23 protein-coding genes and 2 pseudogenes are annotated in these 21,704 nt (G+C 69.0%); 14 read left to right on the top strand and 11 right to left on the bottom strand.

What is annotated here, in order from left to right; genetic code table 11:
• A partial coding sequence (locus ACWDAK_RS36395) for a YncE family protein (protein ID WP_449806542.1) occupies positions 1-564 on the top strand: 564 nt, incomplete at its 5' end.
• Positions 565-1,067: 503 nt separating this feature from the next.
• On the opposite strand, the gene ACWDAK_RS36390 is transcribed toward ACWDAK_RS36395, so the two are convergent.
• From ACWDAK_RS36390 to ACWDAK_RS36380, 3 genes are all read right to left on the bottom strand, one after another.
• The gene (locus tag ACWDAK_RS36390) at positions 1,068-2,066 is read right to left on the bottom strand and encodes an IPT/TIG domain-containing protein (protein ID WP_344640654.1); all 999 of its coding nucleotides are present in this window, start codon (positions 2,064-2,066) and stop codon (positions 1,068-1,070) included.
• Between the two features lie 130 nt (positions 2,067-2,196).
• Entirely contained in the window at positions 2,197-2,988 is a 792-nt protein-coding gene (locus ACWDAK_RS36385) for an IPT/TIG domain-containing protein (protein WP_344640655.1), read from the bottom strand.
• Positions 2,989-3,833: 845 nt separating this feature from the next.
• A complete protein-coding gene (locus tag ACWDAK_RS36380; RefSeq protein ID WP_344640656.1) occupies positions 3,834-4,811 on the bottom strand; it encodes a hypothetical protein in 978 nt (325 codons plus the stop codon).
• Between the two features lie 225 nt (positions 4,812-5,036).
• Between ACWDAK_RS36380 and ACWDAK_RS36375 the strand changes: the two genes are divergently transcribed.
• The 3 genes from ACWDAK_RS36375 to ACWDAK_RS36365 all read left to right on the top strand — a co-directional run bounded on the left by ACWDAK_RS36375 (position 5,037) and on the right by ACWDAK_RS36365 (position 7,864).
• Positions 5,037-5,960 carry an NADP-dependent oxidoreductase gene (locus tag ACWDAK_RS36375; protein ID WP_344640657.1) on the top strand — a complete coding sequence of 308 codons (924 nt, stop codon included), beginning with the start codon at positions 5,037-5,039 and terminating at the stop codon, positions 5,958-5,960.
• A 165-nt stretch (positions 5,961-6,125) separates the two neighbouring features.
• On the top strand, positions 6,126-6,881 hold the full coding sequence (locus ACWDAK_RS36370) for an SDR family NAD(P)-dependent oxidoreductase (RefSeq protein ID WP_344640658.1): 756 nt from the start codon (positions 6,126-6,128) through the stop codon (positions 6,879-6,881).
• A 104-nt stretch (positions 6,882-6,985) separates the two neighbouring features.
• Positions 6,986-7,864: an ABC transporter substrate-binding protein gene (locus ACWDAK_RS36365; protein ID WP_344640659.1), complete on the top strand. Its 879-nt coding sequence runs from the start codon at positions 6,986-6,988 to the stop codon at positions 7,862-7,864.
• Positions 7,865-8,091: 227 nt separating this feature from the next.
• On the opposite strand, the gene ACWDAK_RS36360 is transcribed toward ACWDAK_RS36365, so the two are convergent.
• The 3 genes from ACWDAK_RS36360 to ACWDAK_RS36350 form a co-directional block, all read right to left on the bottom strand.
• Positions 8,092-8,496, bottom strand: a complete 405-nt coding sequence (locus ACWDAK_RS36360; RefSeq protein ID WP_344640660.1) for a nuclear transport factor 2 family protein — start codon at positions 8,494-8,496, stop codon at positions 8,092-8,094.
• Positions 8,497-8,669: 173 nt separating this feature from the next.
• Positions 8,670-8,885: a hypothetical protein gene (locus tag ACWDAK_RS36355; RefSeq protein ID WP_344640661.1), complete on the bottom strand. Its 216-nt coding sequence runs from the start codon at positions 8,883-8,885 to the stop codon at positions 8,670-8,672.
• A 67-nt stretch (positions 8,886-8,952) separates the two neighbouring features.
• A complete protein-coding gene (locus ACWDAK_RS36350; RefSeq protein WP_344640662.1) occupies positions 8,953-9,624 on the bottom strand; it encodes a hypothetical protein in 672 nt (223 codons plus the stop codon).
• A gap of 506 nt (positions 9,625-10,130) precedes the next feature.
• Here ACWDAK_RS36350 and ACWDAK_RS36345 point away from each other — a divergent pair.
• A pseudogene (locus ACWDAK_RS36345) lies at positions 10,131-10,331 on the top strand (integrase core domain-containing protein); the annotation flags it as partial.
• Positions 10,332-10,756: 425 nt separating this feature from the next.
• On the opposite strand, the gene ACWDAK_RS36340 reads toward ACWDAK_RS36345, so the two are convergent.
• Together ACWDAK_RS36340 and ACWDAK_RS36335 are read right to left on the bottom strand one after the other, a co-directional pair.
• Positions 10,757-11,926, bottom strand: coding sequence for a methyltransferase domain-containing protein (locus tag ACWDAK_RS36340; RefSeq protein WP_427396061.1), 1,170 nt, complete (start codon positions 11,924-11,926; stop codon positions 10,757-10,759).
• Between the two features lie 381 nt (positions 11,927-12,307).
• A complete protein-coding gene (locus ACWDAK_RS36335; RefSeq protein ID WP_427396060.1) occupies positions 12,308-13,069 on the bottom strand; it encodes a suppressor of fused domain protein in 762 nt (253 codons plus the stop codon).
• A gap of 293 nt (positions 13,070-13,362) precedes the next feature.
• Between ACWDAK_RS36335 and ACWDAK_RS36330 the strand changes: the two genes are divergently transcribed.
• Positions 13,363-13,740: a hypothetical protein gene (locus ACWDAK_RS36330; RefSeq protein ID WP_344641507.1), complete on the top strand. Its 378-nt coding sequence runs from the start codon at positions 13,363-13,365 to the stop codon at positions 13,738-13,740.
• Positions 13,741-13,940: 200 nt separating this feature from the next.
• On the opposite strand, the gene ACWDAK_RS36325 is transcribed toward ACWDAK_RS36330, so the two are convergent.
• Both ACWDAK_RS36325 and ACWDAK_RS36320 read right to left on the bottom strand, forming a co-directional pair.
• Positions 13,941-14,582, bottom strand: coding sequence for a DUF1707 SHOCT-like domain-containing protein (locus ACWDAK_RS36325; protein WP_427396216.1), 642 nt, complete (start codon positions 14,580-14,582; stop codon positions 13,941-13,943).
• 115 nt (positions 14,583-14,697) lie between these two features.
• Positions 14,698-15,564, bottom strand: coding sequence for an alpha/beta fold hydrolase (locus ACWDAK_RS36320; RefSeq protein WP_427396217.1), 867 nt, complete (start codon positions 15,562-15,564; stop codon positions 14,698-14,700).
• A 63-nt stretch (positions 15,565-15,627) separates the two neighbouring features.
• Between ACWDAK_RS36320 and ACWDAK_RS36315 the strand changes: the two genes are divergently transcribed.
• The 5 genes from ACWDAK_RS36315 (at position 15,628) to ACWDAK_RS36295 (ending at position 18,713) form a co-directional block, all read left to right on the top strand.
• On the top strand, positions 15,628-16,179 hold the full coding sequence (locus ACWDAK_RS36315; RefSeq protein WP_344641510.1) for a helix-turn-helix domain-containing protein: 552 nt from the start codon (positions 15,628-15,630) through the stop codon (positions 16,177-16,179).
• 226 nt (positions 16,180-16,405) lie between these two features.
• Positions 16,406-16,633: an HTH domain-containing protein gene (locus tag ACWDAK_RS36310; RefSeq protein WP_449806541.1), complete on the top strand. Its 228-nt coding sequence runs from the start codon at positions 16,406-16,408 to the stop codon at positions 16,631-16,633.
• A 119-nt stretch (positions 16,634-16,752) separates the two neighbouring features.
• A complete protein-coding gene (locus ACWDAK_RS36305) occupies positions 16,753-16,998 on the top strand; it encodes a hypothetical protein (protein WP_344641511.1) in 246 nt (81 codons plus the stop codon).
• Positions 16,985-17,464 (top strand): Clp protease N-terminal domain-containing protein, encoded by a 480-nt coding sequence (locus ACWDAK_RS36300; protein ID WP_344641512.1) that lies wholly within the window; start codon positions 16,985-16,987, stop codon positions 17,462-17,464. The genes ACWDAK_RS36305 and ACWDAK_RS36300 overlap by 14 nt, the downstream gene beginning before the upstream one ends.
• An 88-nt stretch (positions 17,465-17,552) precedes the next feature.
• A complete protein-coding gene (locus ACWDAK_RS36295; RefSeq protein WP_344641513.1) occupies positions 17,553-18,713 on the top strand; it encodes a serine hydrolase domain-containing protein in 1,161 nt (386 codons plus the stop codon).
• 540 nt (positions 18,714-19,253) lie between these two features.
• Here the strand turns inward: ACWDAK_RS36295 and ACWDAK_RS36290 are convergent.
• On the bottom strand, positions 19,254-19,718 hold the full coding sequence (locus tag ACWDAK_RS36290; protein WP_344641162.1) for a MarR family transcriptional regulator: 465 nt from the start codon (positions 19,716-19,718) through the stop codon (positions 19,254-19,256).
• 240 nt (positions 19,719-19,958) lie between these two features.
• Here ACWDAK_RS36290 and ACWDAK_RS36285 point away from each other — a divergent pair.
• The 3 genes and pseudogenes from ACWDAK_RS36285 to ACWDAK_RS36275 all read left to right on the top strand — a co-directional run.
• A pseudogene (locus tag ACWDAK_RS36285) lies at positions 19,959-20,090 on the top strand (mycothiol transferase); the annotation flags it as partial.
• Between the two features lie 54 nt (positions 20,091-20,144).
• A complete protein-coding gene (locus ACWDAK_RS36280) occupies positions 20,145-20,786 on the top strand; it encodes a hypothetical protein (protein WP_427396218.1) in 642 nt (213 codons plus the stop codon).
• A gap of 452 nt (positions 20,787-21,238) precedes the next feature.
• The coding region (locus tag ACWDAK_RS36275) for a GNAT family N-acetyltransferase (RefSeq protein ID WP_427396219.1) at positions 21,239-21,704 on the top strand (466 nt) is incomplete at its 3' end.

Raw genomic sequence — 21,704 nt, 5'->3', positions numbered from 1 at the left:
ACCACCGCCTACGTCACCAACGAGGGCTCGAACAACGTGTCGGTGATCAACACCACCACCAACACCGTCACTGCCACCATCACCGTCGGCACCAACCCGTTCGCGGTGGCCGTCAGCCCGGACGGCACCACCGCCTACGTCACCAACGAGGGCTCGAACAACGTGTCGGTGATCAACACCACCACCAACACCGTCACTGCCACCATCACCGTCGGCACCAACCCCAACGGAGTGGCGGTCAGCCCGGGTGGCACCACCGCCTACATCACCAACTTCAGCTCGAACGACGTGTCGGTGATCAACACCACCACGGACACTGTCACCACCAGCGTCACCGTCGGCACCGGCCCCATCGGGGTGGTCACGGCCCGGGTCCCGGCGGTAGCCACTGCCAGCTGCCCGACCGGCCACGTGATCACCGGTGGCGGATACCAGCAGAGCGGCGGCGCCGTCCCACCTGGCGAGGTCACCAGCCGGCCGGTCGGCAACACCTGGCAAGTGCTCGTCGACAACAAGAGCACCAACTACACCACCGTCACCCCCTACGCGGTATGCGCGCCGTGAACCGCGTACGGATTCCTCGGATGCGCCATCAGCTGCCGCCCTCCTGTATGGCCAGACGGGCTGCGGTCGCGTTCTCGGCAACCGCCCGGCGTCGGCTCAGCGCCTTCCGGTCGGCGTTCACCTAGGGGCCCACTGAAAGTCTTTCAGGTTCTGGCCTCGCTCCGAGCGGTGTGAGGCCAGACTCCTGCGTGTACAGGGGAATGGGTTGGGGAGCTGGTCGGGCCGGACGTGTGAGAGACCTGCCGGTAGCTGATCCCGACGGGGAGTGTGTTCGCGTTCCTGGCCGAACATCGGGAGGTGCTGTTCCCGCGCGAGAAGTTCGCGAACATGTAGCGGGCCGCTTCGGCCGAAGCGCCGCACCGTGACGACGCAGCATCTGGGCACAGGTGGAACAAATGCCCTGATAATCGAGTTCGGCGATCTCGGTCAGGAGCGTGGAGGCGGGCAGGAACGGGGCGTATCCGGCGGCGTCCCGTATCGCAGCCGACGGCGCCGGTGTGGGGTCACGGTGTGTACTGGTAGTCGGCGGCGTTGCTGGTGCCGCCGGGGGTGTGGACGAGGACGGTGGCGGTCCCTAGTGTGCCGACCGGGGCGGTGGCCACGACCTTGGTGTCGGAGACGGTGACGAAGGCGGCCGGCGTCGCACCGATGGTGACGCTGTCAGCGAAGGTCAGGTTGCTGCCGGTGATCGTGATGCTGGTCCCGCCGGCGGCCGGTCCCTGGCTGGGGCTGAGGATAGTGATGACCGGGAGTGCCACGTAGGTGTAGAAGGGGTTCCCGACTCCGGGGAGGCTGGTGCCGCCCGGGGTGGTGGCGGTGACGGTGACGGTTGCAGACCCTGCGGGCGCCTGGGCGGTGACCTGGCCGTCGGAGAGGACGGCGACGCCGGTAGCCGCGCTGGAGCCGAAGTTCACGGCGCTGGTGAGGGTGAGGCCGGTCCCGGTGATGGTGATGATGTTGCCGCCGGCGGTGGGGCCCAGTGTGGGGTAGACACTGGTGACGGTCGGCAGGGGGATGTAGTAGTACGACGATCCGGTGGCGGTGCCGCCGGACGTGGTGACCGAGACGGTGACCGGTGCAGCCGCCCCGGCGGGGGCCGTGACGGTGATCTGGGTACCGGTGTTGCCGGTGATGGTGGCGCTGCGGCTGCCAAACATCGCGGCGGTGGCGCCGGAGAGGTTCGTGCCGGCGATGGTGACGGTGTTGCCGCCGGCTGTGGGGCCCTGACTCGGCGTGATCGAGCTGATGGCCGGGGCGGGGAGATAGGTGTAGGTGACACTGTTGCTGGTGCCGCCCGGGGTGGTGGCGGTGACGCCGACCGAGCCCGATCCCGCGGGGGCGGTGCAGCTGATCTTGGTGTCGCTGACCGGGGTGAACTGAGCCGGCGCGGTCCCAAACTTCACCGACGTTGTGCCCGTGAAGCCGCTGCCGGTGAGCGTGCAGGCCGTACCCCCTGCAGCCGGGCCCTGGTTGGGGCTGATGCTGATGATGATCGGCGCCATGACGTAATCCTTTCCACGTTACGGGCCGAGCGCGCTGTGTCCGGGTGCTGTGCGGCACCCGGACACAGCGCGGTGCGTGTGCCCCCCGGGGGCGGCCTGTTGGCGCAGAGCCCCCGAGTGTGGTGGAGGGTCAGGCGGCGGTGAACACGTCGGCCGCGCTGGTCGCGCTGGTACCGCCGGGGGTCACGACCTGGGTGTCGTAGGTCAAGCCCGCGGTCAGGCCGGAGGGGACGGTGACAATCACCTGGGTTTCGGAGACGGGGTTGATGCTGCTGGCCGAGATCGGGGTGCCTCCGGTGGTCAGGGTGAAGGTCACGTTGCTGACGCTGGCGAGGTTGGTGCCCGTGACGGTAACGCTGGTGCCGGCCGCTCCGCTGGCCGGGCTGATGCCGGTGACGGTGGGGGCGGCGTAGTAGGTGAACTCGTCGTTGACACTCGCGGCACTGGTGCCGCCGGGGCCGGTGACGGTGACGTCGACGGTGTCCAGCGCGCCGGTGAAGGTGCCGTGCGGAGGAGGGGTGATGGTGATCTGAGTGTCGTTGACGACGGCCAGCCCGGTGCCCGCGCCGATGGTGCCGAAGGTGACGGCGGCGGCGTTGAGGAAGCCGCTGCCGTTGAGGGTGATGGCGCCGGGGGCGCTTGGTCCGGTGTCGGGGTTCACCACCGAGACGACCGGGGTGGCGGCGTAGAAGAAGGGCAGGGAGTTGGTGGTCGCCGTACCGGCCGTCACGTTGACGTTGTACTGCCCGACGCACAGCGACGGGATGACGCAGGTGATCTGGGTGCTGGAGACGACGGTGGCGGTGACCGACTTGTTGCCGAAGTTCACCTTGCTGGCGCTCGACAGGCCGCTGCCGTTGATCGTCAGGGTCTGACCGGCCGAACCGGGGTTGCCGGTGCTGAACGAGGTGATGCTTGCCATGATGCGTCCTTTCGCTGATCTCCGTGTGATGTGGAAGAAAACGGCACAGCCTCTCCGATGCCGGCGCAGCGTGATACCACGCTCTGATCGCCGGCCAGTTTGCATCCGGACAACCGAGGGCGATGAGCATTCGGCTGCAGCGAGAAGAAGCGAGGCCTTTGCGCGTTGGTGTGGGTGCACCACGACACCCGGGTGGGCATGTAATGGGTCGTGCAGGACCGAATGCCGGCCCGCGGGGTGGGAAAGAGCCTTGGACCGTCGACCTTGAAGGTCCGGCACCTGCGGGCGCATACGACCCGAATGACGTCCGGTCCGGCTCGGTGACCGCAGTTCGTAACGTCCGACAACCCCACCGGCTCGCCCCAAGCCGGTGCCCGCTGTGAACGTCGGTATGCGGCAGATGAGCGCAACCGCCGCGAAGCCATCGGAGAATGCCCCACCCGATGGACATCAACTGTTCACCGGCTCGCACCTGACGGTGCATTCATGGCCGGAGATCAGTATTGGGTCGGCACTGTCGACAGTTCTCGACCTCGAAGGCCGACACGCTCGATCGTTTCTTGCACAATCAGTAACCCATCCGAGTGGTCGATACTACAAGGGAGCGGCAAGGCGATTCACTCATTGGGCGGAGCGCGCAGAGTTTCCCGCCCGCCCTATCGATGCGTATCGCCTGCGCAAATGAGCCCACCACCTTCGCCTTGCGCAACGTCAATCCGATGATGCTAACAATGTTTCACAATGACTGGATTCCCTTAAAAGCGGGAAGTCACGACAACCGGCCGTCACGGATTCTCCTCGGCGGAGGCGAACGCAGGTCCTGACTCGTCGTACGACAGAACGGGTCACGCCCGGTCGCCGATGCCGGGCAGGCCGCGCTCGGCCCAGCCGACCTGGTGCCCCTCACCGAGCACCAGGTAGACGTCCGGGTTGACGGTCCAACCGGCTAGCGACCAGTAGTCACCGAACACCCGATAGTCCAGACCGATGCAGACGTCCGTGTCCGGCAGGCCGCGCAGCCGGGGGTCGGCGGGGGCGGTGTCCTCGGTGACCGACGGCTTGGGAGTCTTGGGCGCGGCCGTCGGATCGGGGCCGGGCGCAGTCTGCTGAGCCAGATGGAGGTCGACCAACTCGCGCAGCCTGGCACCGTCGCCGGTCGGGGTGGGGGGGTGTCCCCCGAGGGGAAGCAGAATCGGCGGCGTCGGCCGTGGCGGCGGGCGCCGCTTCTCCCCGAGGAACAACGGGTTCCGGGCGGACCTGGTCGGCGGCCGGAACGGCGGCTGCAGGCGGGGTCGTTTCTCCTCGGGGCGCAGCGGTGGCCGGTCCAGCGTCGGCCTCGGCATAACGGGGCGGGGGCAGTACGGCCAGCCCAGCGGTCGGATCGGTATCCGGCCCGGCATCTGTTCCCCCCTCGGGGTGAAACGACGGGCTCCGGGGAGGTATCGCCAGGTACGGGCGGCCTGGGCGGGGTGGGCGGCCAGCAGCCGCTCGGCGAGCTCGCGGCGGCGGATGGTCAAGACGCCAGCAGCGTGCAGGAGCTCGTCCAGGGCTTGGCGGCGCTCGACCCCGGGCTCGCCCGCCGTGTGCCACCAGGCGAGGGTGCGCTCGAGGTCCTCCAGTCGGCGACCGGAAGCCGCGTCGGGGCCTCGACGGCGGCGGTCACCGTGCACCTCGCACCCGCCGACGCCGCCCGGGTGCGGCCGCAGCCGTAGCCGGTGGGCGGGGTATGGGGTGCGCGGCCACGGCGGTACTCCGCTCTCTCGTCGGCGGTGACAGCTGCGCGGACCCGACACGGAAGCGTGGCTGGCGCCGACATTGATCATGCTTGCTACTCCTCCTCCGAGCGCTGCAGGACGCCCCGAGTGCGGCAGGCACTGCTGGCGGGTGCGTGGCAGCTCGGGCAGTTGTGACGTCCAGCACCAAACGTGGCCTGATCGGGCGTCACAGACGGCAGTCCGTCAGAAGCGGCAGCAGGCGGGCTGCGGGAGTTCGTGGCAGCCTGTTCCCGACTGCTCGAAGGGGGCTCACCACTGGAGAGAGGACCTGGCATGCAGGCCGTCGCCGTTCGAGACCGCGCCGCCGGTGTCGAGGGAATGTCGCTGACGGAGGTGCCCTACCCCCACCTCGCCGAGAACGACGTCATCGTGCGCGTGCATGCCGCTGGGTTCACCCCGGGGGAACTCGCCTGGCCGGGAACGTGGACGGATCGCGCCGGGCGCGACCGGACGCCGAGCGTGCCTGGACACGAGCTGTCGGGCGTCGTTGCCGAACTCGGGTACGGCACCACCGGTCTCTCGGTGGGCCAGCGGGTGTTCGGGCTGGCCGACTGGACCCGGGACGGCTCGCTGGCCGAGTACACCGCGGTGGAGGCTCGCAATCTGGCCCCGCTTCCGGCGGACGTCGACCACACGGCCGCCGCCGCACTGCCGATCTCGGGGCTGACCGCCTGGCAGGCCCTGTTCGACCACGGCCGGCTTACCGCGGGGCAGACCGTCCTGGTCCACGGGGTCGCGGGCGGCGTGGGGTCGATCGCGGTGCAGCTCGCGCGTGAGGCGGGGGCGCGGGTGATCGGCACGGGCCGGGCCAGCGACCGGGACACCGCTGTCGGGCTGGGCGTGAATGCCTTCGTGGATCTGCAGGCCGATCGGCTGGACGGCGTCGGGGAGGTCGACCTGGTCCTCGACGTGATCGGCGGCGAGGTCCAGGAGCGCTCGGCCCCGCTGGTGCGGGCCGGCGGCACGCTGGTCACCATCGCCTCGCCGCCCGAGGTCCGTCCGCGGGACGGCCGGGCCATCTTCTTCGTCGTCGAGCCCGACCGTGCCCGGCTCGCGGACCTGGTCCAGCGACTCAGGGACGGACGGCTCAAGCCGATCGTCGGCGAGGTCAAGGCGCTGACCGAGGCACCCGCCGCGTTCGCCCCCGGCCGCCACGCCCGTGGCAAGACCATCATCCGGGTCATGGACGGCGGATAACCGGCAGCAGGGCGCGCGGACGCCTGGCTCCCCGGGCCGCCTTCACGGCCCGAAGCCCGCGCCGTACTCGCGTTGCCATTTCCGCTCCGCAGACCCCGGCACCGACGGCGAAGGACTCCGGGCGGTCATTCCGATGGCCCGCGACGACGAACAGGAGGTGGGCCCGTGACCGGGGCTACCGGCAGAGTCGCATTGGTGACAGGGGCCAGCAGCGGAATCGGCGCGGCCACCGCGCGCCTTCTGGCCGCGCGAGGGATGCGCGTGGTGGTCAACTACCTCCGCAACACCAAGGCGGCCGAGGAGGTCGTGGCCGACATCGAGGCGGCAGGCGGCCAGGCCATGGCCGTGCAGGCCGACGTGCGCGAGCCGGCGGCGATCGAGAGCATGGTCGAGCAGGTCCAGGCGACCTGGGGCGGCATCGACGTGCTCGTGCACAACGCGCTCATCCCGTATGCGGTCAAGTCGTTCCAGGACATGACGTGGGAAGAACTGGGCGGCAAGATCGACGCCGAGATGCATGCGGCGTTCGCGGTTACCAAGGCCGTCTTGCCCGCCATGAGCGAAGAGGGCTGGGGACGCATCATCTACATCAGCACCGGCCTCAGCCACCGGCCCCGCCAGGGCATGATCGCACTGGGCGCGGCCAAGGCCGCCCTGGAGCAGTTCGCCCGCTACCTCGCCCAGGAACTGGGCCCGCAGGGCATCACGGTCAACATCGTCGCAGCCGGCCCGGTGGAGGACACCCGCATGGGGTCCGCTCTCGACGAGAGGATCAAGCAGCGGCAGGTGGCCCTCACCCCCGTGGGCCGCTTGGCACGCCCGGCCGATGTCGCCCAAGCGGTCGCCTTCTACGCCGGCGAGGACAACACCTTCATGACCGGCACCACGGCCGCGGTCAACGGCGGAATGTCGATGGACTGACAGCCCGACCGGTATCCGCCGCACCGTCACCTCGGCACCATACGCCGCGCCGTGCCGCGCCCGCGCGGGACGGAGCGGCGATGACACGATCAAGGAAGAGCTTCATGTACACGATCGATCTCGCCTATGTCGGGCGGGGCCTGCACGAGGAACTGGCCGCCTACATCGCCGACCAGGAGGACTTCTACGCCGACGAGGATGTCCACGTCGCGCTGCGCGACGGCTGCTCCTGGGACGTTGAGCGCCTGCGCCGCTGCGCCACCATCGGGCTCGGCAGGGCACTGCTGTCCCGGCTGACCGACGGCACTCCGTGGGTCGCACTCGAGGTCAACACCCACCACCCGCTGTTCTGGTTCCTCGCCCGCCCCGGCCTGACCTCCCTGGCCGACCTGGCCGGCCAACGGCTCGCGGTCCACGCCCCCCACACCCCACCCGGGTGCTTCGCCCGGATCGTGCTGCGCCAGGCCGGCCTCGACCCGGACCACGACGTCCGCACCGTTGTCCGCTATCCCGGCGACTACGGCATGGACCTGCGCCACCTGCACAACGGCAGCATCGACGCCGCCTACATCGGCAGCACCATGGCACCTGAGGCGGTCGCCGCCGAGCACGGCTGGCAGGTGCTGGCCTGGGTCGGCGACTACTTCCAGATCCCCACCGTGGGTGTGGCCGTCGACCCCACCTACATCTCCCCGGACGACCCCGCGGGCCAGGCCGTCGTACGAGCCCACCGGCGCGCCCTGCAGGTGATCCACAACGACCCCGACACCACGGTGCGGCACATGCGGACGTTCCTCGGCGGACAGACCGAGGATGAAGTCCGAGCCCACTACGAGAGGTTCATCGCACCGTACGTCACCACCGACGGCCAAGCCGACCTCACCGTCGGCAACAGCGCGATCACCGCGGTCGCCGATGAACTCGGCGTCCCCGCCACCTTCACCGCAGCCGAGTTCTACCGCACCGCAACCCCCACAACCTAGAAACCCGGCGACGCCGGCGCTGCCAAAGCGCGGGCAGTACCTCAAGACCACCCACGCAGAGACCCCCATAGCCGCTGGTCGGCCAGGAGCTGGAGGCGGCCGTGCGCCCCCGAGTCGACACTCGGACCGCGCCACACCCACAAGACAAAACACACCCATCCGCAAAAGCCCAGAGCCCGCGTCGGCAAGCTGTCACAGCCTCATGAACGATCGAAGCCAGCCCCGGGTCAGGCCTTGGCGATATTCCTGCCCGGCATCGGCTCCGCGAGTGCTGTCCGCCATTCAGGCGCACCGAAGGCGTCCGCGAAGTACTGCGTCTCGTGCACCACATGCCCGTGGGCAAATTCCATGATGCTCACTGAGTAGGTGGGCACCCCGTCGTACGTGATGACGCACTCGCTCACCCACAGATCCCCGCTGCCAGCGATCCGGTGGACAGTGAAGTGCCGCCTGGCAGGGTGTCCGCCACGTTGCGCCGAAATCGTCGCGCGGCCCCGGAATCGTTCACCTGACTGGGGGTAGTCGAGGATCGCGTCCGCGGCGTAGATGGCGTGCTCGGCTTCGGTATCCCCACCTTCCGATGCCCGCCAGTGTTCCTCGATCGCGGCCCTGGTCCGGATGTCAGCATCCATCGCACTGTCCCCTCTGCAGGCGGCCGGAGCGATCCGGGAACCTGGGAACACTTCGAGGCTTCCCCCAGGACGCCGGGCCGTTGAACGTACTTGGCAACGGTGACAGCGTAGATCGCCAAGGCAGCGACTCAGCTTTAGGTCAGGGGGTGGCCGGCGAGGTGGAGTAAGATCCCTCACCTCACCCCCAGGTCACCCGGGTAAACGGTGTAGCCGCCGTCGACGACCAGTGCGAAGGGCACCGGCGCCATACAGGTGCCCACCACCGGCTGCACGGGCTTCCCGTTGGCGGCCACATCGAGGTTGACGACGCCCCAGGAGAAGCCGAGGAGGTCCTTGGCCTGGCCGTGCCCCTGGGAGATGCTCAGGCCGACCCGCTGGCCGACCGGCATCGCATCCGACTTGGCGATGACGGCGGTCAGGCCGTGCTCCTGGCCGTCGAGCTCGTCGCCGTCGGGGTCAGGCCCGCTCGTAGTGCGCGAGGTACCCCGAGAGCTCGTCGTCCATGCTCTCCTCGCCGTAGCCGTGCAGCGCGCACCACAGGCGGTTCTCCACCCAGAAGCGGTACGCGAACTCCTCGAACGAGGAGGCGCACCGGGCGATGGCCCCGAACCAGTCCACCGGCCCGTCCGGTTCGTCCCACTCGGGCGCGTGCGCGAGGTCCAGCGGGGAGGCCACCACGAAGGCCTCGCCGGTGGGGCGGAGGTAGAGGTACCAGTGCACGCAGTCCTGTTGGTCGCGCAGGAAGCGGACCAGGAAGGCGCCGGGCTCCACCGGGCTCGGTATCGGCGACGAGACGTCCGTCCAGCAGGCCGTGGCCGACACCGCGTCCAGCGCCCGGTGGCTGTCGGCGCCGGCCTGGAAAGCGGTGAAGTCGGCGGGCAGCACCATCCCGGCGCCCGCCAGCTCGGCGGCAACGGCGTCGAGGTGCCCGGCGAGCTCCGGCACCACCGGGCCCGTGCCGCCGAGCCACCCGAACCCGCCATCGAAACGAGCCGGGTCCAGCGGCGGCAGCGCGTCGGGTTCATACCACTCGTACGTGCCGCCACACGGGCGGTGCGGACCGAGGTCGGTAGCGCACCAGAGGGCTTGGAAAACGGGGCGGTAGGTCGGCTCGGTGGCGGCGGTCACGGTGCTCCTCGGTGCGGGCTGCTGGGTCACCCCCATCCTGCCGACCGGCACTGACAATCCGCGGCGCCCGGCCACCGCTCAGAGCAGGGTGCCGTGCTCGGCGAGGCAGGAGACGACGAGGAAGGCAGACCCAGGCAGGCGCATGAGGATCGCCCGCCCGGTCTCGACGACGTTCGGGTGGAGGACCGTCCCCTTCTGGTCTCCAGCTGGGGCGGCGGCCGTGCGGATCAGCGGCCGGGCCTACGTGAGAGTTCCCACCCGGCAACCGCCCCGGTCTGAGGGTCAACACCTCGCCAGGAAGGCGCTCCGGGGCATAGCAAGGGTCTCCCAAGGAGCCGGCGGCCGGCACCAGGCCCGATGCCAGACCGGGCGCAGCAGGCCGACCCTGGCCCGGCACAACGCTGGCCAGGCCCCGCCGCCGCAAGGGCCGGGCCAAGAGGGCGTCGACCCGGCGGGCACGACGCCGACACGTCGGCCTCGGCGGTGGTGGTCTGCAGGAACCTGACGTGCGGGCCGCCCGCCGCACCCGCCGCCCGACCCGGCTGGTGGTGTTTCACTCGGATCGCGGCTGCCAGTACACAAGCCGTGAATTCGCCGATCTCGCAAGCGAGTTGCGTATTCGGCTGTCGATCGGCCGGACCGGCCAGTGCTGGGACAACGCACTCGTCGAGTCCTTCTTCGCCACCCTCAAACGGGAGTTGCTCGGCGACCGCCGCCCCTGGCCCAGCCGGGCCACAGCGCGGACCGCGATCTTCGAGTGGATCGAAGCCTGGTACACATGCGCAGGCTGCACAGCAGCCTCGACTACCGCAGTCCCGCAGAGTACGAGACCGTGCTGGCGGCCTGACCACCACACCAACAGTGTCGGTCAAAACGGAGCAAGCTCATGCCTTCCCGTGACGGCCGGCCGGGCCCCGGACGCCGCCGCGGCTCGCTGGCAGGCTGAGCACGCGGTGCGGAACTTGCTCGCCTCTCCTGAACGGGCCGTTGACCGGCCGACCGCTGCTCACCCGCCGACGCCAAAACGGGCTGCCCGGAACCACGGTCACGAACGACACGCCGTGACTGGCGCTGCGCCCCACCCGCCGCAGGACGATGACCTGCCCCCGCCCTTCCAAGCGGCGTGCGTTGGTCATTGGCTGGCGGGTGCCGTGAGCAGTGGGGTGATCCTCCAGCGGGGCCCGGCCTCGGAGTCGTTCAGCCAGGCCCATTGTTCGGACTGGGTGACGGTGATGCCATAGTCGTAGCGCGAGGGCTGGCCGAGTTCGTTCCACTGGTCCCAGGCGGCCAGCACTTGGTCGCCGAGGCGCCGAGGTCCGCCCTGGTGGAGCAGCGCTGTGCCGTCTTGCTGGGCGACCAGTGCGGCCCAGGAGTGGCTGTCGTGGATCCACGCGGAGGTGCCGTTTTCGCCGGTGCTGGTGGTGACCTGCGCGTGTGGGACGGCGACCCGCAGGCCGAACTTCAAATCCCAGTTCTCGTTCAGGGGTAGGAGGTCGCGTGCCACGGTGCACTCGGTCTGGGGCTCGGCGGGGCCGCGCACTGCCGTGTACCCGCTCCAGCCCGACGCGGCCCGCGGCGCTGGTGTGCTGCGGTCGGCCATGAACATCCCCAGTCCCTGCACCCAGCCCGAGGCGCTGTGCCCGTCGGCGGCGATGGTGAGGGCGACGTGCCCCAGCCGGCCCCAGGGATAGACGATCCGGCCTCCGGGTTTGGTCGCCTCGATCCAGCCGAACGGTACTGTCTCGACGGCGTAGGTGGCGTGGATCCGGTCGACCTGGTCGCCGCCGGGCGGATAGGCGTTAGTGGCATTGGCAGCGGTGACCGTGGCGCGGATGCCGGCGGCCCGCAGCCGGACGCGGGCGAAGTCGGCGAGGTGTTCGTCGACTTCAGTAGAGACCACTCGGCCAGGGCCAGCTCGCCAGGCGGCCAACGCGGCCGACCAGCCCTGCCCGGTGCCCACGTCCCACACCCGGTGCCCTGGGTCGATGAGCAGGCTGTCCAGCATGTCGGCGACCACGGCAGGCGCGGAGAGGCTGGAGGAGGGCAGCCCCGCGGTGACCTGGGTGACCGCAGCCGCGTCCTGGTCGGCGAACAGCTCCCGCGCCCAGTCGTCCGGATCGGTGGCCCGGTGGATCGGAACGTAGCCGGTGCCGTCCCACCGCCACAGCACGTCGGGCGCGAACCGGTCCCGGGGCAGCGCGGCCATGGCCTGGCGCAGCCAAGGCGAGCGATCGGTCCAGGCGCCGCGCCGCTCCATCGCGGCGTCGAGCTGCGCGCGCAGGTCGCCCAGGTCAGGCGTCACTTCTTGTGCTTTCCATCCGAGGGAGGCGGAGGCGGAACCTGGCCATCAGCGTTCCCTGGAGGCGGGGTACCGGTGCCGGGATCCGGCGCTGGTTTGGAGTGGTCACCCATCGCTGGTCTTCTCCTTCGTGTGGGGACGGGACCGGGGCCCATCCTGGTGCACACCCGCGGTGCGGCGGTAGACGGCGTGTGGAGGCATCAAGGGGTGGTGAATCCGGGCGCGGACGCGGCCGAGGCGACGGTGCCCGACGGCTCGGTCATGCTGTCGGCTGGGCGCAGCGGGTCGGCGAGTTGGGCGCGCAGCGCGCTGCCGGGGGAGGCTGGCGGCGCCGGGGCGCTGCCGGGCGTCGGGTTTCTGACCGACGACGCCCGGCGGCGAAGCTCAGTATCGAGCGGGTCGAGCAGCTGGAGGTTCTGGGTGTGGCCTCGCGCGTCGGCTGCGACTGCTTCCGAGGCCGCGACGACGGGCGCAGCCTCGCATGATCAAGAAACCGCCCAGCCGGTTCCCGCAGAATCCGGGCTGGCAGCACCCGGGCGGAGGTCGGACGCTGGCACAGGCCCAAGAAGGAAGCCGCTGTCTGACTGCCAGCGCCGACCGACACGAGCAGGGCTCTACAGGTCGAGCTGGGGGACGGCCGGGATCGAGGAGATCGGGGTCCTGGCGAACGAGCGCGTCTTCGAATGCCTCCCAGCCCCTATCGCGAATGAAGGCGGTCTCCTCCGCCGTGATGGGGATCAGCCAGACGACGACGACATCAATGCCGTTCTCGATGGTGACCGAGGAGAAGTCGTCGTCGAAGTAGGCGGGCAACCCCGCATAGAGGGACGTCATGGTTCCGCCGGGCAATGGTGCGGGAAGCGCCACCACGTCGCCGTGAAGGATCGCCTCACCGCTCGCCGTCGGCTGCCCGGCGACGTATTCCAGCACTTCGGGGACGCGCCCGTAGCCATTGGTGCGGCTGATGTTCTCGCAGGCCAGCAGTTCCAGGTGGAAGTGACGGTCCGAAGTCGGGTGCCACAACGGAGTACGAGAGAGGTCAATCGTCGCGAACGCCTGGGTGCCTGGGAGCTGGCCCTCGCGGAAGCACGCCACCTGAGGAGTGCCCTGCGCAGCGCTTGCGGGTGGAGACCAGGCACCAATCATGTGCCCGAGTCGGCTCTCAAAGTGGTCTATGAACTCCGGCGCGCAAAGGTTCGAGCGGCAGCCGTGTCACACGGCCCACCCCAAATCGCACACCCACCGCCACCCCATACGTGGCTCGCACGCTCAGCCCCCGTTATTCCCCGCCCTGTCGGCCCGATGGGCATGACATACCCCACAGTGCAGATGTACAAGTTTCAACATGATTGCCGGTAGCGTCGTTCTTGCCCCGCCACCGCAGGGCACCGCCCGGAGCCGTCACCCCATGACTCCGGGCTGATCAAGGAGGAAAGATCATGAACAAGTCCGTCGGACGCCGGGCCGCCACCGCGGCCGCCGCGCTCGCCGCGACGCTCGGTGGGCTGCTGCTCGCTGGCGGTACCGCCTCGGCCGCACCGCTTCAGGCCGTCCACCACGACACCACCGCCTCCGTCTCCCCAGCGGCCTTCCAGGTCCGCGACCACGAGGGCGACCGCTTCGACCGCTACGGCAGCGGGCACACGAGCCGCTGGGACGGCCACCGCTCCTGGGAACGCCAGGACAACTACTGGTACAGCAACGACCACGGCCACCGGTACCGCTACGACGGCCACCGGTTCTACCGGTGGGACAGCGGCTGGCAGGTCATCCAGGTCATCAACGTGTACGGGTTCAACCCGCACGTCCTCCGCTGACCTGCGGCGGCTCGGGGCGGGAACACGCGCCTAGTTCGGTGCCGGCACACCGCGCGGCCCCGAGTCGCCCTCTCGCGCTGCCGCCTGGTCGGACACCGGTGTCCGACCAGGCGGCAGCGCCCACGGCTGGGGCACTCGCACCCGCCATTCAGGGGGGCCACCACCCACACGGGGAGTCATGCCGTGAACGGCTGCGCAGATCAAATGCTCGACTCGCACTCTTGGAGGCGGCGCTCCTCGGCTGGGGGGAGCTGGTGGACGACATGGACGTTGCCGCAGGCGGCGACGCCGGTGATGTTGATCCGGTGGGCTGCCGAGTAGTCGGCGCTTTCGCGGCCCTGCTTGAACCCACCCAGGATGCCGGTGCCCTCGACACGCACCTCGACGTCTTCGGGGACGACGACGTAGACGGTGCCGAGCCATGTGTTGACGTGAATGGTCGTTTCCGGGCCGGTGAACTGGGCCTCACGGAGATCGATCACTCCGCGGCTGATGACCGCGGTGCTGCGATGGCTGTCTCCCACCAGCCAGCGCCCCGTACGGACGAAATTGCTGAGGACGCCGACGGCTTTGGTCGACGCCGGTGCTCCGCTCGACCAGGGGACTGGCTGCAGGTCCTTGACGATGGAGGCCAGTTCGTCCTTGGACTTGGCGCTGTAGACCAGTTCCAGACGCTCTTCCAGTTCGCCGGTGGAGACCCGGCCGTCGGCGGTGGCGGCTTGCAGTACGTCTACGGCTCGCTCGCGGTCGGCATCGGATGCGCGCAGTGCTGAGTCGGTGGGAATGCCTTTGCGCGCGCCGGGGTCGCCGGGCGTAGCCTCAGTGGGCTGTGAAGCATCCATAGTTCGAGTTCACCTCGCTGTATCTGTGCAATGGAACGGGGCCACGGATGAGAGGCGGTCGGGCTCGCTGGCGCGGAGGCGCCGCCCGGCGCTCTGTGTGGGCGCCTCGGTGCCGTCAGGCCGACCGGGCGCCGGTCCGGCTGGGCCGGTCGAGGAGGCTTGTGATTCTCTCCGCGACGATCCCCGGCTGCTCGGCCTGGATGAAGTGAGCCGAGTTGACCTTCTCGAACCGCCCGTCCGGCAGCGTCTCGACCCAACGCCGCTGGTGCTCGGTGATGACGGCGTGTTGTCGTTCCCGGCCCCTGACGGGGCGGGATGCCGAGAGCAGGACCGTCGGGCACGTCGGGAGGCCCGGCGGTTCGGCGCGGAACTGGGGGATGGCCGCGGCAACGGCTTTGAACTCCTTCCTCGTCTGCGCGATACCGGCCGGGACGAAGTCCTCGGCGAGCATGGTCGCGTAGGTGTCCACCGGGAAGACGCGGCCGATGTTTCCGCTGGCCATGCGGGCCAGCCTGCGGAAGCGGACGAGTGCCTGCGTCACGCCCATTGCGCGGTCGACCTTCCTGGCGGTCCGGTCGAAGGTGTCGTAGACGGGCGCGCTCTCCAGTGTCGGATCGAGCAGCAACAGCCCTCGCAGCCGCGGCCCCAGACTCTCCACGGCGCGGCGCGCGACCAGCCCTCCCATGCTGTGCGCAACGAGCACGAACCGGCCGGGGACAACTGCCGCAGCCATGGCGACCAGGTCCGCGACCATGTCGTCGATGCCCAGTTGTACCGCCGTCCGGCCACTGCGGCCGAAGCCGGCGCGGTCGTAGGCGACCAGTCGCGCCCGATCCGTCAGCAGTGGCAGCACAGGGTCCCAGCAGGTGCGTCCCAGGCCCTGGCCTGCCTCGAAGAGCACCCAGTCCGACCCGTTGCCGGACTCCTCCACGTAGACGGACCGACCGTTCACCTGCACTGCCCGCCCCGATGCCTGACGCATGTTCCCCTCCGCAGACTACGTTTCCAACTTCGATAATAGTATCGCTTGTGAAATAGTTGAGTCATGGACACCACCGAAGTGCTTCTCCACCCGGTGCGTCTGCGCGTGGTGCACGCGCTTTCCGGCGGCCGGGTGCTGACCACCTCCCAGCTGTGCGAGCGCATGCCCGAGGTCCCGAAGGTGACCATGTACCGGCACGTCGCCCTGCTGGCCGAGGCGGGCTTCCTGGAGGTGGCCGACGAGCAACGGGTGCGCGGCGCTGTCGAGCGGCACTACCGGCTGCGCCAGGACCGCCCCGTCGTCGACGCCGACGCGGCCGCCGCGATGTCGCCGGACGATCACCGCCGGGGCTTTGCCGCCGCCATGGCTGTGCTGATCGCAGAGTTCAACGCCTACCTCGACCGCGACGGCGCCGACCCAATCGCGGACGCGGTCTCCTACCGCCAGGGCACGCTCTGGCTCAGCCCGGACGAACTCGCCCAGGTGACCCATCAGTTGCTCACGGTGCTGGGCCCCTGGCTGGCCAACCAGCCAGCTCCGGGCCGGGCACCCTACCTGCTCAGTCCCATCCGCTTCCCCGTCGGTCCGACGTTCTCCGACGAAACGCCCAGCTAAAGAAGCGGCTTTGCCCCTGAGTGAAAGCTGAGCTCGGCGGCGTTGATTTCTTCGGGCTGGATGGGCACCACGGTTCCGGCGGGATTGGGTGCCGGTGGCTTTCCGGTGAGTTTGGCTCCACCCGGTGTGATGGTGTGCGACATGCCGCGTGTGGAGCAAATGGGGGTGGAGGGCCGTTCGGCCGTCACGCTGTGCCCGTTGATCACCGTCCAGGTCAGGGAGACCGGTGGTGCACAGGTCGTGTGAGTGGCTGTTCGAGAGGATTCGGCGGGCTCATCGTGAGCAGGGGCCGTCGGGGCGGGAGCTGGCGGCTCGGTTCAAGGTGTCGCGGCGGACGGTACGCCAGGCGATCGAGTCGCCGGTGCCACTGAAGCGGAAGTCGCCGCCGCCACGGCCGAGTGGAGCAGCTCGCGGCGGAGCCCTACTGACCAGCAGTGATGCGCTGATCACTTGAGCCCGCCATCGTTTGACGACATCCGGACAGGTGGCGGCGAGTGCTCGCCGCGACTCACCCCGCCCCAGCAGTAAGCAACTTGGGTTGACTAGCGAGATTAGTCAACTAGAGTTGCTTGCATGCCTGCCGTTGAGAGCCCCGTGCCGCAAGATCCTGCTGACGCCTTGGCAGCTGTCGCGGCGCTGCGGCGCCTTGCCGATCAGCTGGAGGACGCTGCGGTCGAGCAGGCCATGCGGGCGGGCTGGGGCTGGCCGCAGGTCGCCGAGGCGCTCGGTGTGACGCGCCAAGCCGTTCACAAGAAGCACGCCAAGCGGCTCATCGCTGCTGGGGTCGAGTTGAGGAGGCGCAGCGATGTCCGCAATTGACGGGTACCTGCATGCGATCATCGTGCGGGCGATACAGGAAGCCCGTGAGGACGGATCGGCGACGATCGAGGCCCACCATCTCCTGTTGGCGATCGCCGCTGACAATGAGGCCACCACGCACCGGATACTGACCACGGCGGGGCTCGATCGCCGAGCGGTCCGCGACGCACTGGACTGGGAGTTCGAGCACAGCCTGCGGGCAGTCGGGGTCTCTCCCGCCGCGTGTGCCCTTCCTCGGCCGAGCCCCGTTTCCGGGCAACCCAAGATCGGCGCATCGGCCAGGCTCGCGCTGGAGCGGAGCTTCGCCTCTGTCCGCCGCAAGAAGGAGCTGCGGCCAGCACATTTGCTGCTCGGGATCTTGCAGGCCCAGGTCGGCACCGTGCCACGTGCTCTGGCCCTGGCTGCCGTCGACCAGGACCAACTGGTGAACCGCGTGCAGCAGGCGCTCAGCAGCGAAGACGCATGACCACCAGAGATGGCCTATTGCCGCCGATCCGGCGTGGACAGGGGCCGCACGGCCTACACGGCTTACCCACCAGCAAGGAGAAGGTTCAATGGACCAATGTGCTGCCTACACCGACGGCGGCCAACCGCACGCCGCAGCGACCGGGAACGAGGGCGCCAGAGCTGCAGCCGTACCCGCCTCAGCGGCCGACGGCCACGCCAGGATCCAACGCCTACTCGACCAGGCCGTGTCTCCTGGGGGCCTTCCCGGCATCCTCGCCGAGATCCGCGACGGCGACCGGCGGTGGTCCGGTACGGCGGGAACGGCTGACACCGCAACCGGCCGTAAGCGCTCACCGCAGGACCGGTTCCGCATCGGCAGCATCAGCAAGTCGTTCGTGGCCACTGTGATGCTGCAGTTAGCGGCTGAAGGCCGGCTGAGCCTGGACGATGCCGTGGAACGGTGGCTGCCCGGCATAGTCCGCGGCAACGGCCACGACGGCGGCACGGTCGCCATCAAGATGCTGCTCAACCACACCAGCGGGATCTTCAACTACACCGATGACCAGGAAGCCCTGAACCGCGACGAGATCCACACCCCCGAGTCGATCGCGCAGATCGCCATGTCGCATCCGGCCACCTTCGCACCGGGATCGGACTGGGCGTACTCCAACACCAACTACGTCCTCGCAGGCATGATCATCGAACGGGCCAGCGACCGGGCGCTCGCCGACGAGATCACCGACCGGATCGCCGACCCGCTCGGCCTGACCGGAACCTACCTGCCACACGGCAGCGACCCGACGATCCGTGAGCCGCACTCCCGGCATTACACGAAGTTGTTCCAGACCGACTCTGACGCCCCCGTCTACGAGGCGACCGAGCTTGATCCGGCCATGTTCTGGGCAGCCGGCGGCATGATCTCCACCGCCCAGGACCTCAACCGGTTCTTCAGTGCCCTGCTCGGCGGCCGCGTGCTGCCGCCCAACCAGCAACGCGACATGTTCACCACGTTGCCGACCCGCGGCTGGCTCCCCCATACCACCTACGGTCTCGGCATCTCCTCAGTGAGGCTGCCCGGTGGGGAAACGGTCTGGGGCATGGGTGGTGCGCTCCTGGGCTCATGGTCCTACAGCTACGGCACCCGCGACGGAGCGCACATGCTCACCGCTAACGTCAACGGCGACTGGGTGGACAAGGGTTGGGACGACCCCATCGGCATCTTCACCGATCTGCTTCGGACGAAGTTCTCACCTCTGAGCGGGACCTGAGCATCGCAATCACGGTGCGGATCGTGTGCTCAGGACCGCGGCCTCGCGGGGAGCCGGCACCGACCCAGGGGCTTGCCGGTGGGGAAGTTCGCGGAGGACCGGCAGAGCCGTCGGGCGGCAGCGTCGCCCGACATCTGAGCGAGCAAGGAGACGGGTCCTCTTCCCGCCGCGCAACTGTCAGGGAGGCGGGGCGGAGGACACGCAATCACAACCTACCGGCGCCCCACCTCCGCGTTCCCGGACACCCCGCTATCCCTGAATGCGTCACCCGATCAGTGGCTCCCGAACTCGCCGGAAAACACCACCCGTCGACGAGTGCGTTCCCTTCACGAACGGCCTAAATCCAGTGCCGACTTCTACCGGAGACCCGGGGCTCATATGAGCCGACTGAATCACCCAACTCAACCGCTGAGCTTACTCTTCATCTTCGCGACGCTCGCCGAGCTCCACGCGTCTCGCAGACATGGAACAAGCTCAGCGTGTGGCACCCAGAGCGCAACCGACGGGTGTGGCGTGTGGTTGCCGGCGAGCTGTGGATTGCTAGGCCAGAGTGCTGCCGGTGTTCCGGATCATCTGCTGGAGCACTTTCAGGGCGGTGACGTAGTCGGCATCGTCGATGCCCAGGTGGATCCGGTCGCGGATTTCCGGGGCGTGCCGCTTGATGTCGAGGCGAGCCGCTTCCCCCGACTCAGCGATCCACAGCAGCCCTTCGCCGTCACGGCTGAGCCAGCCGCGCTCCAGCAGAACCTCCGCCTCGGTTTCCAGGTCGTCCTCGACCCTGAGGTAGGACATGGCTTGCTGGAGTTCGGGGACGGTCATGCCGTGACCGTCGGGCGAGATGTCGTTCTTCGACAGGTTGCGCAGCAGCCAGAACTGGGGCTGGGTGAAGCCGAGGTCGGCCTGCTGGGCTCGGGTGAACGCGATAAGGGCCTCATAGGCCGCTCCGGTCCAGTAAGCCGCCGGCTGTGTGGCGAGCTCGGCATCGGAAGTCTGATGGATCGTCATGTGCGGTGCTCCTTATGGACGATCGCTGATGAAAGCACCGTAGAACCTAAAGTTACGTTGAGGTCAATGACAGACTCGGGCCGGGGTCAGGCGGACACGGACCGGCGGCAAGACCAAAGGTCGCCGTCGCGCCGCTGGCCTCGGCCTTGGGTTCAACATTTGGACAAAACCACCCAACTGGCCAATGGGATTCGCGGCAGCCCCAACTTCTCCGGTCCGCCGGCACATTGGCAGGCCCCCGGCTACCAGCCCCGCTGGGAGGAGGGGGTCTCACCGCACATGGTGATGACCCACATGCTCCAGGAGTACGGCCGCCGCAACGGCCACGCCGACTTCCTCCGCAAGGGCATCGACGGCACCGTGGGCGCCTGAGCACCATCGCCCCGGCAGACACCTTGTCAGGGGCACCCGTTAGCCTCACTGGCCATGGACGACTTTGACAAGACCCTTGACGCCCTGTTCGCCGCGCTCCCCGCACTCGACGCCGGCGAGCAGCTGCCCGATGACGCACCGTTCCGCCGGATCGAGATGGACTTCGCCGCCGACGTCGCCTGGTTCGAGGGCGTGTTCGAAGGCGAGACTGCGGGCTGTCCGGCCGGCAAGGGGTCGCGGCCGGTGTACCTGGTGCTCGACGGCCCGGCCGAGGAGCGCGAAGTGCGAGCGATCCTGGTGCAGTTCGGCGACACCCGCCCGGTGGAGGCGAGCTGGGAGAGTGACGGGGTGATGGCCAACTCCGGCGTGCTGGTGCTGCACGGCGGCGACAGCTACGAGGGGGCGGACGTCGCGCAGTCGGTGGCCGCCCGGGCTCTTGCCGTGCTGCGGCAGCGCACGGTCGAGGAGGGTCGCTGGGACCGGGCTGCCCACCTCGCCGACAGCTTCGCCAAGGCCGGCGTCGACCCCGAGAACATCGCTGTCGACGTGGCGCCCGGTGACTTCGCCGAGGGCTGGCTGCTGCTGGACGGCCCGGCCGGTCCGGCGCTGGGCTGCCTCGTCGACCCGGACGGCTATTCGCTGGGGCCCTGCCTGGACGCCGACGGCAACGAGGTCGCCGCCCTGCTGGTCCGTTGACCGGGCCCAGTACCCGGACCGCTCAGCCGGGCGGCCTCCGGTTGCCCCAACACCTCGCCAGTCGGCCGCACGTCCCCGAACGAGCGGTAGACCATGTGCAGCGTCCCGTTGCGGTCCTGGTCCCGCCGCACCGCATTGGCGCCTGCGACCAGGACCACCCAGTGGCCGAACCAGGACCACCCAGTAGCCGACGTGCCCGCGTCCCGCGCCGAGGACTCGCAGCAGACGTTCGTCAAGGTGCCAGTGATCAGCACGGTGTCGCCCCTGAACTTCACCCCGCGTCTCCTGGTGGACCTCCCGGAACCCGCCCACCAGCGCGGCCTCGGCCGCCGCCCGGTCGGCACGCGCCCGAGCGCCGGCCTGCCAGGCGTAGTAACCGGATCGGGCGACGCCCAGGACCTCGCACAACCGCCGGACGCCGAACTCGGCCCAAGAGGAATGGAGCAACACAGGTGCTGCTACGTGACGTTGAGTACAGCGATGTCAACGCCTACGTCCGGATGCGATGCGACCCGGCGATGATGGTCGAGCTGGGCGGTCCGTTGCCTCGCGAGGGTATGAAGGCGAAGGTCCAACGTGATGTTCAACGGGCAGCGGCGGGAACGGACTGGATCAAGATGATAGTGCCCGATGAAGCCGAGCCCGACGTGGTCGCGGGGATCGTGACCTTGTGGCCTCACGACACCGACGGCGAGCGAATCGCCGAGATCGGCTGGATGGTGCTGCCGGAGTTCCAGGGACGGGGACTTGGAAAGCAGGGCGTTCGCAGGCTGCTTGAGCTGGCGCGCGACGACAGCCGGTGGGGACTGATACACGCATTTCCGCTCGTGTTCGACGGCGGTGAACGCCTCGTCCACGACGGGATCGGCGGCATACTTCAGTCCGCGCTCTCGGAGATCATTTCCAAGAGCGCCGAAG

This window comes from Kitasatospora sp. NPDC001175 (assembly GCF_053598215.1).
Note: the sequence above shows the minus strand (reverse complement) of the source record. Positions and strands in the feature narration are given on the sequence as shown.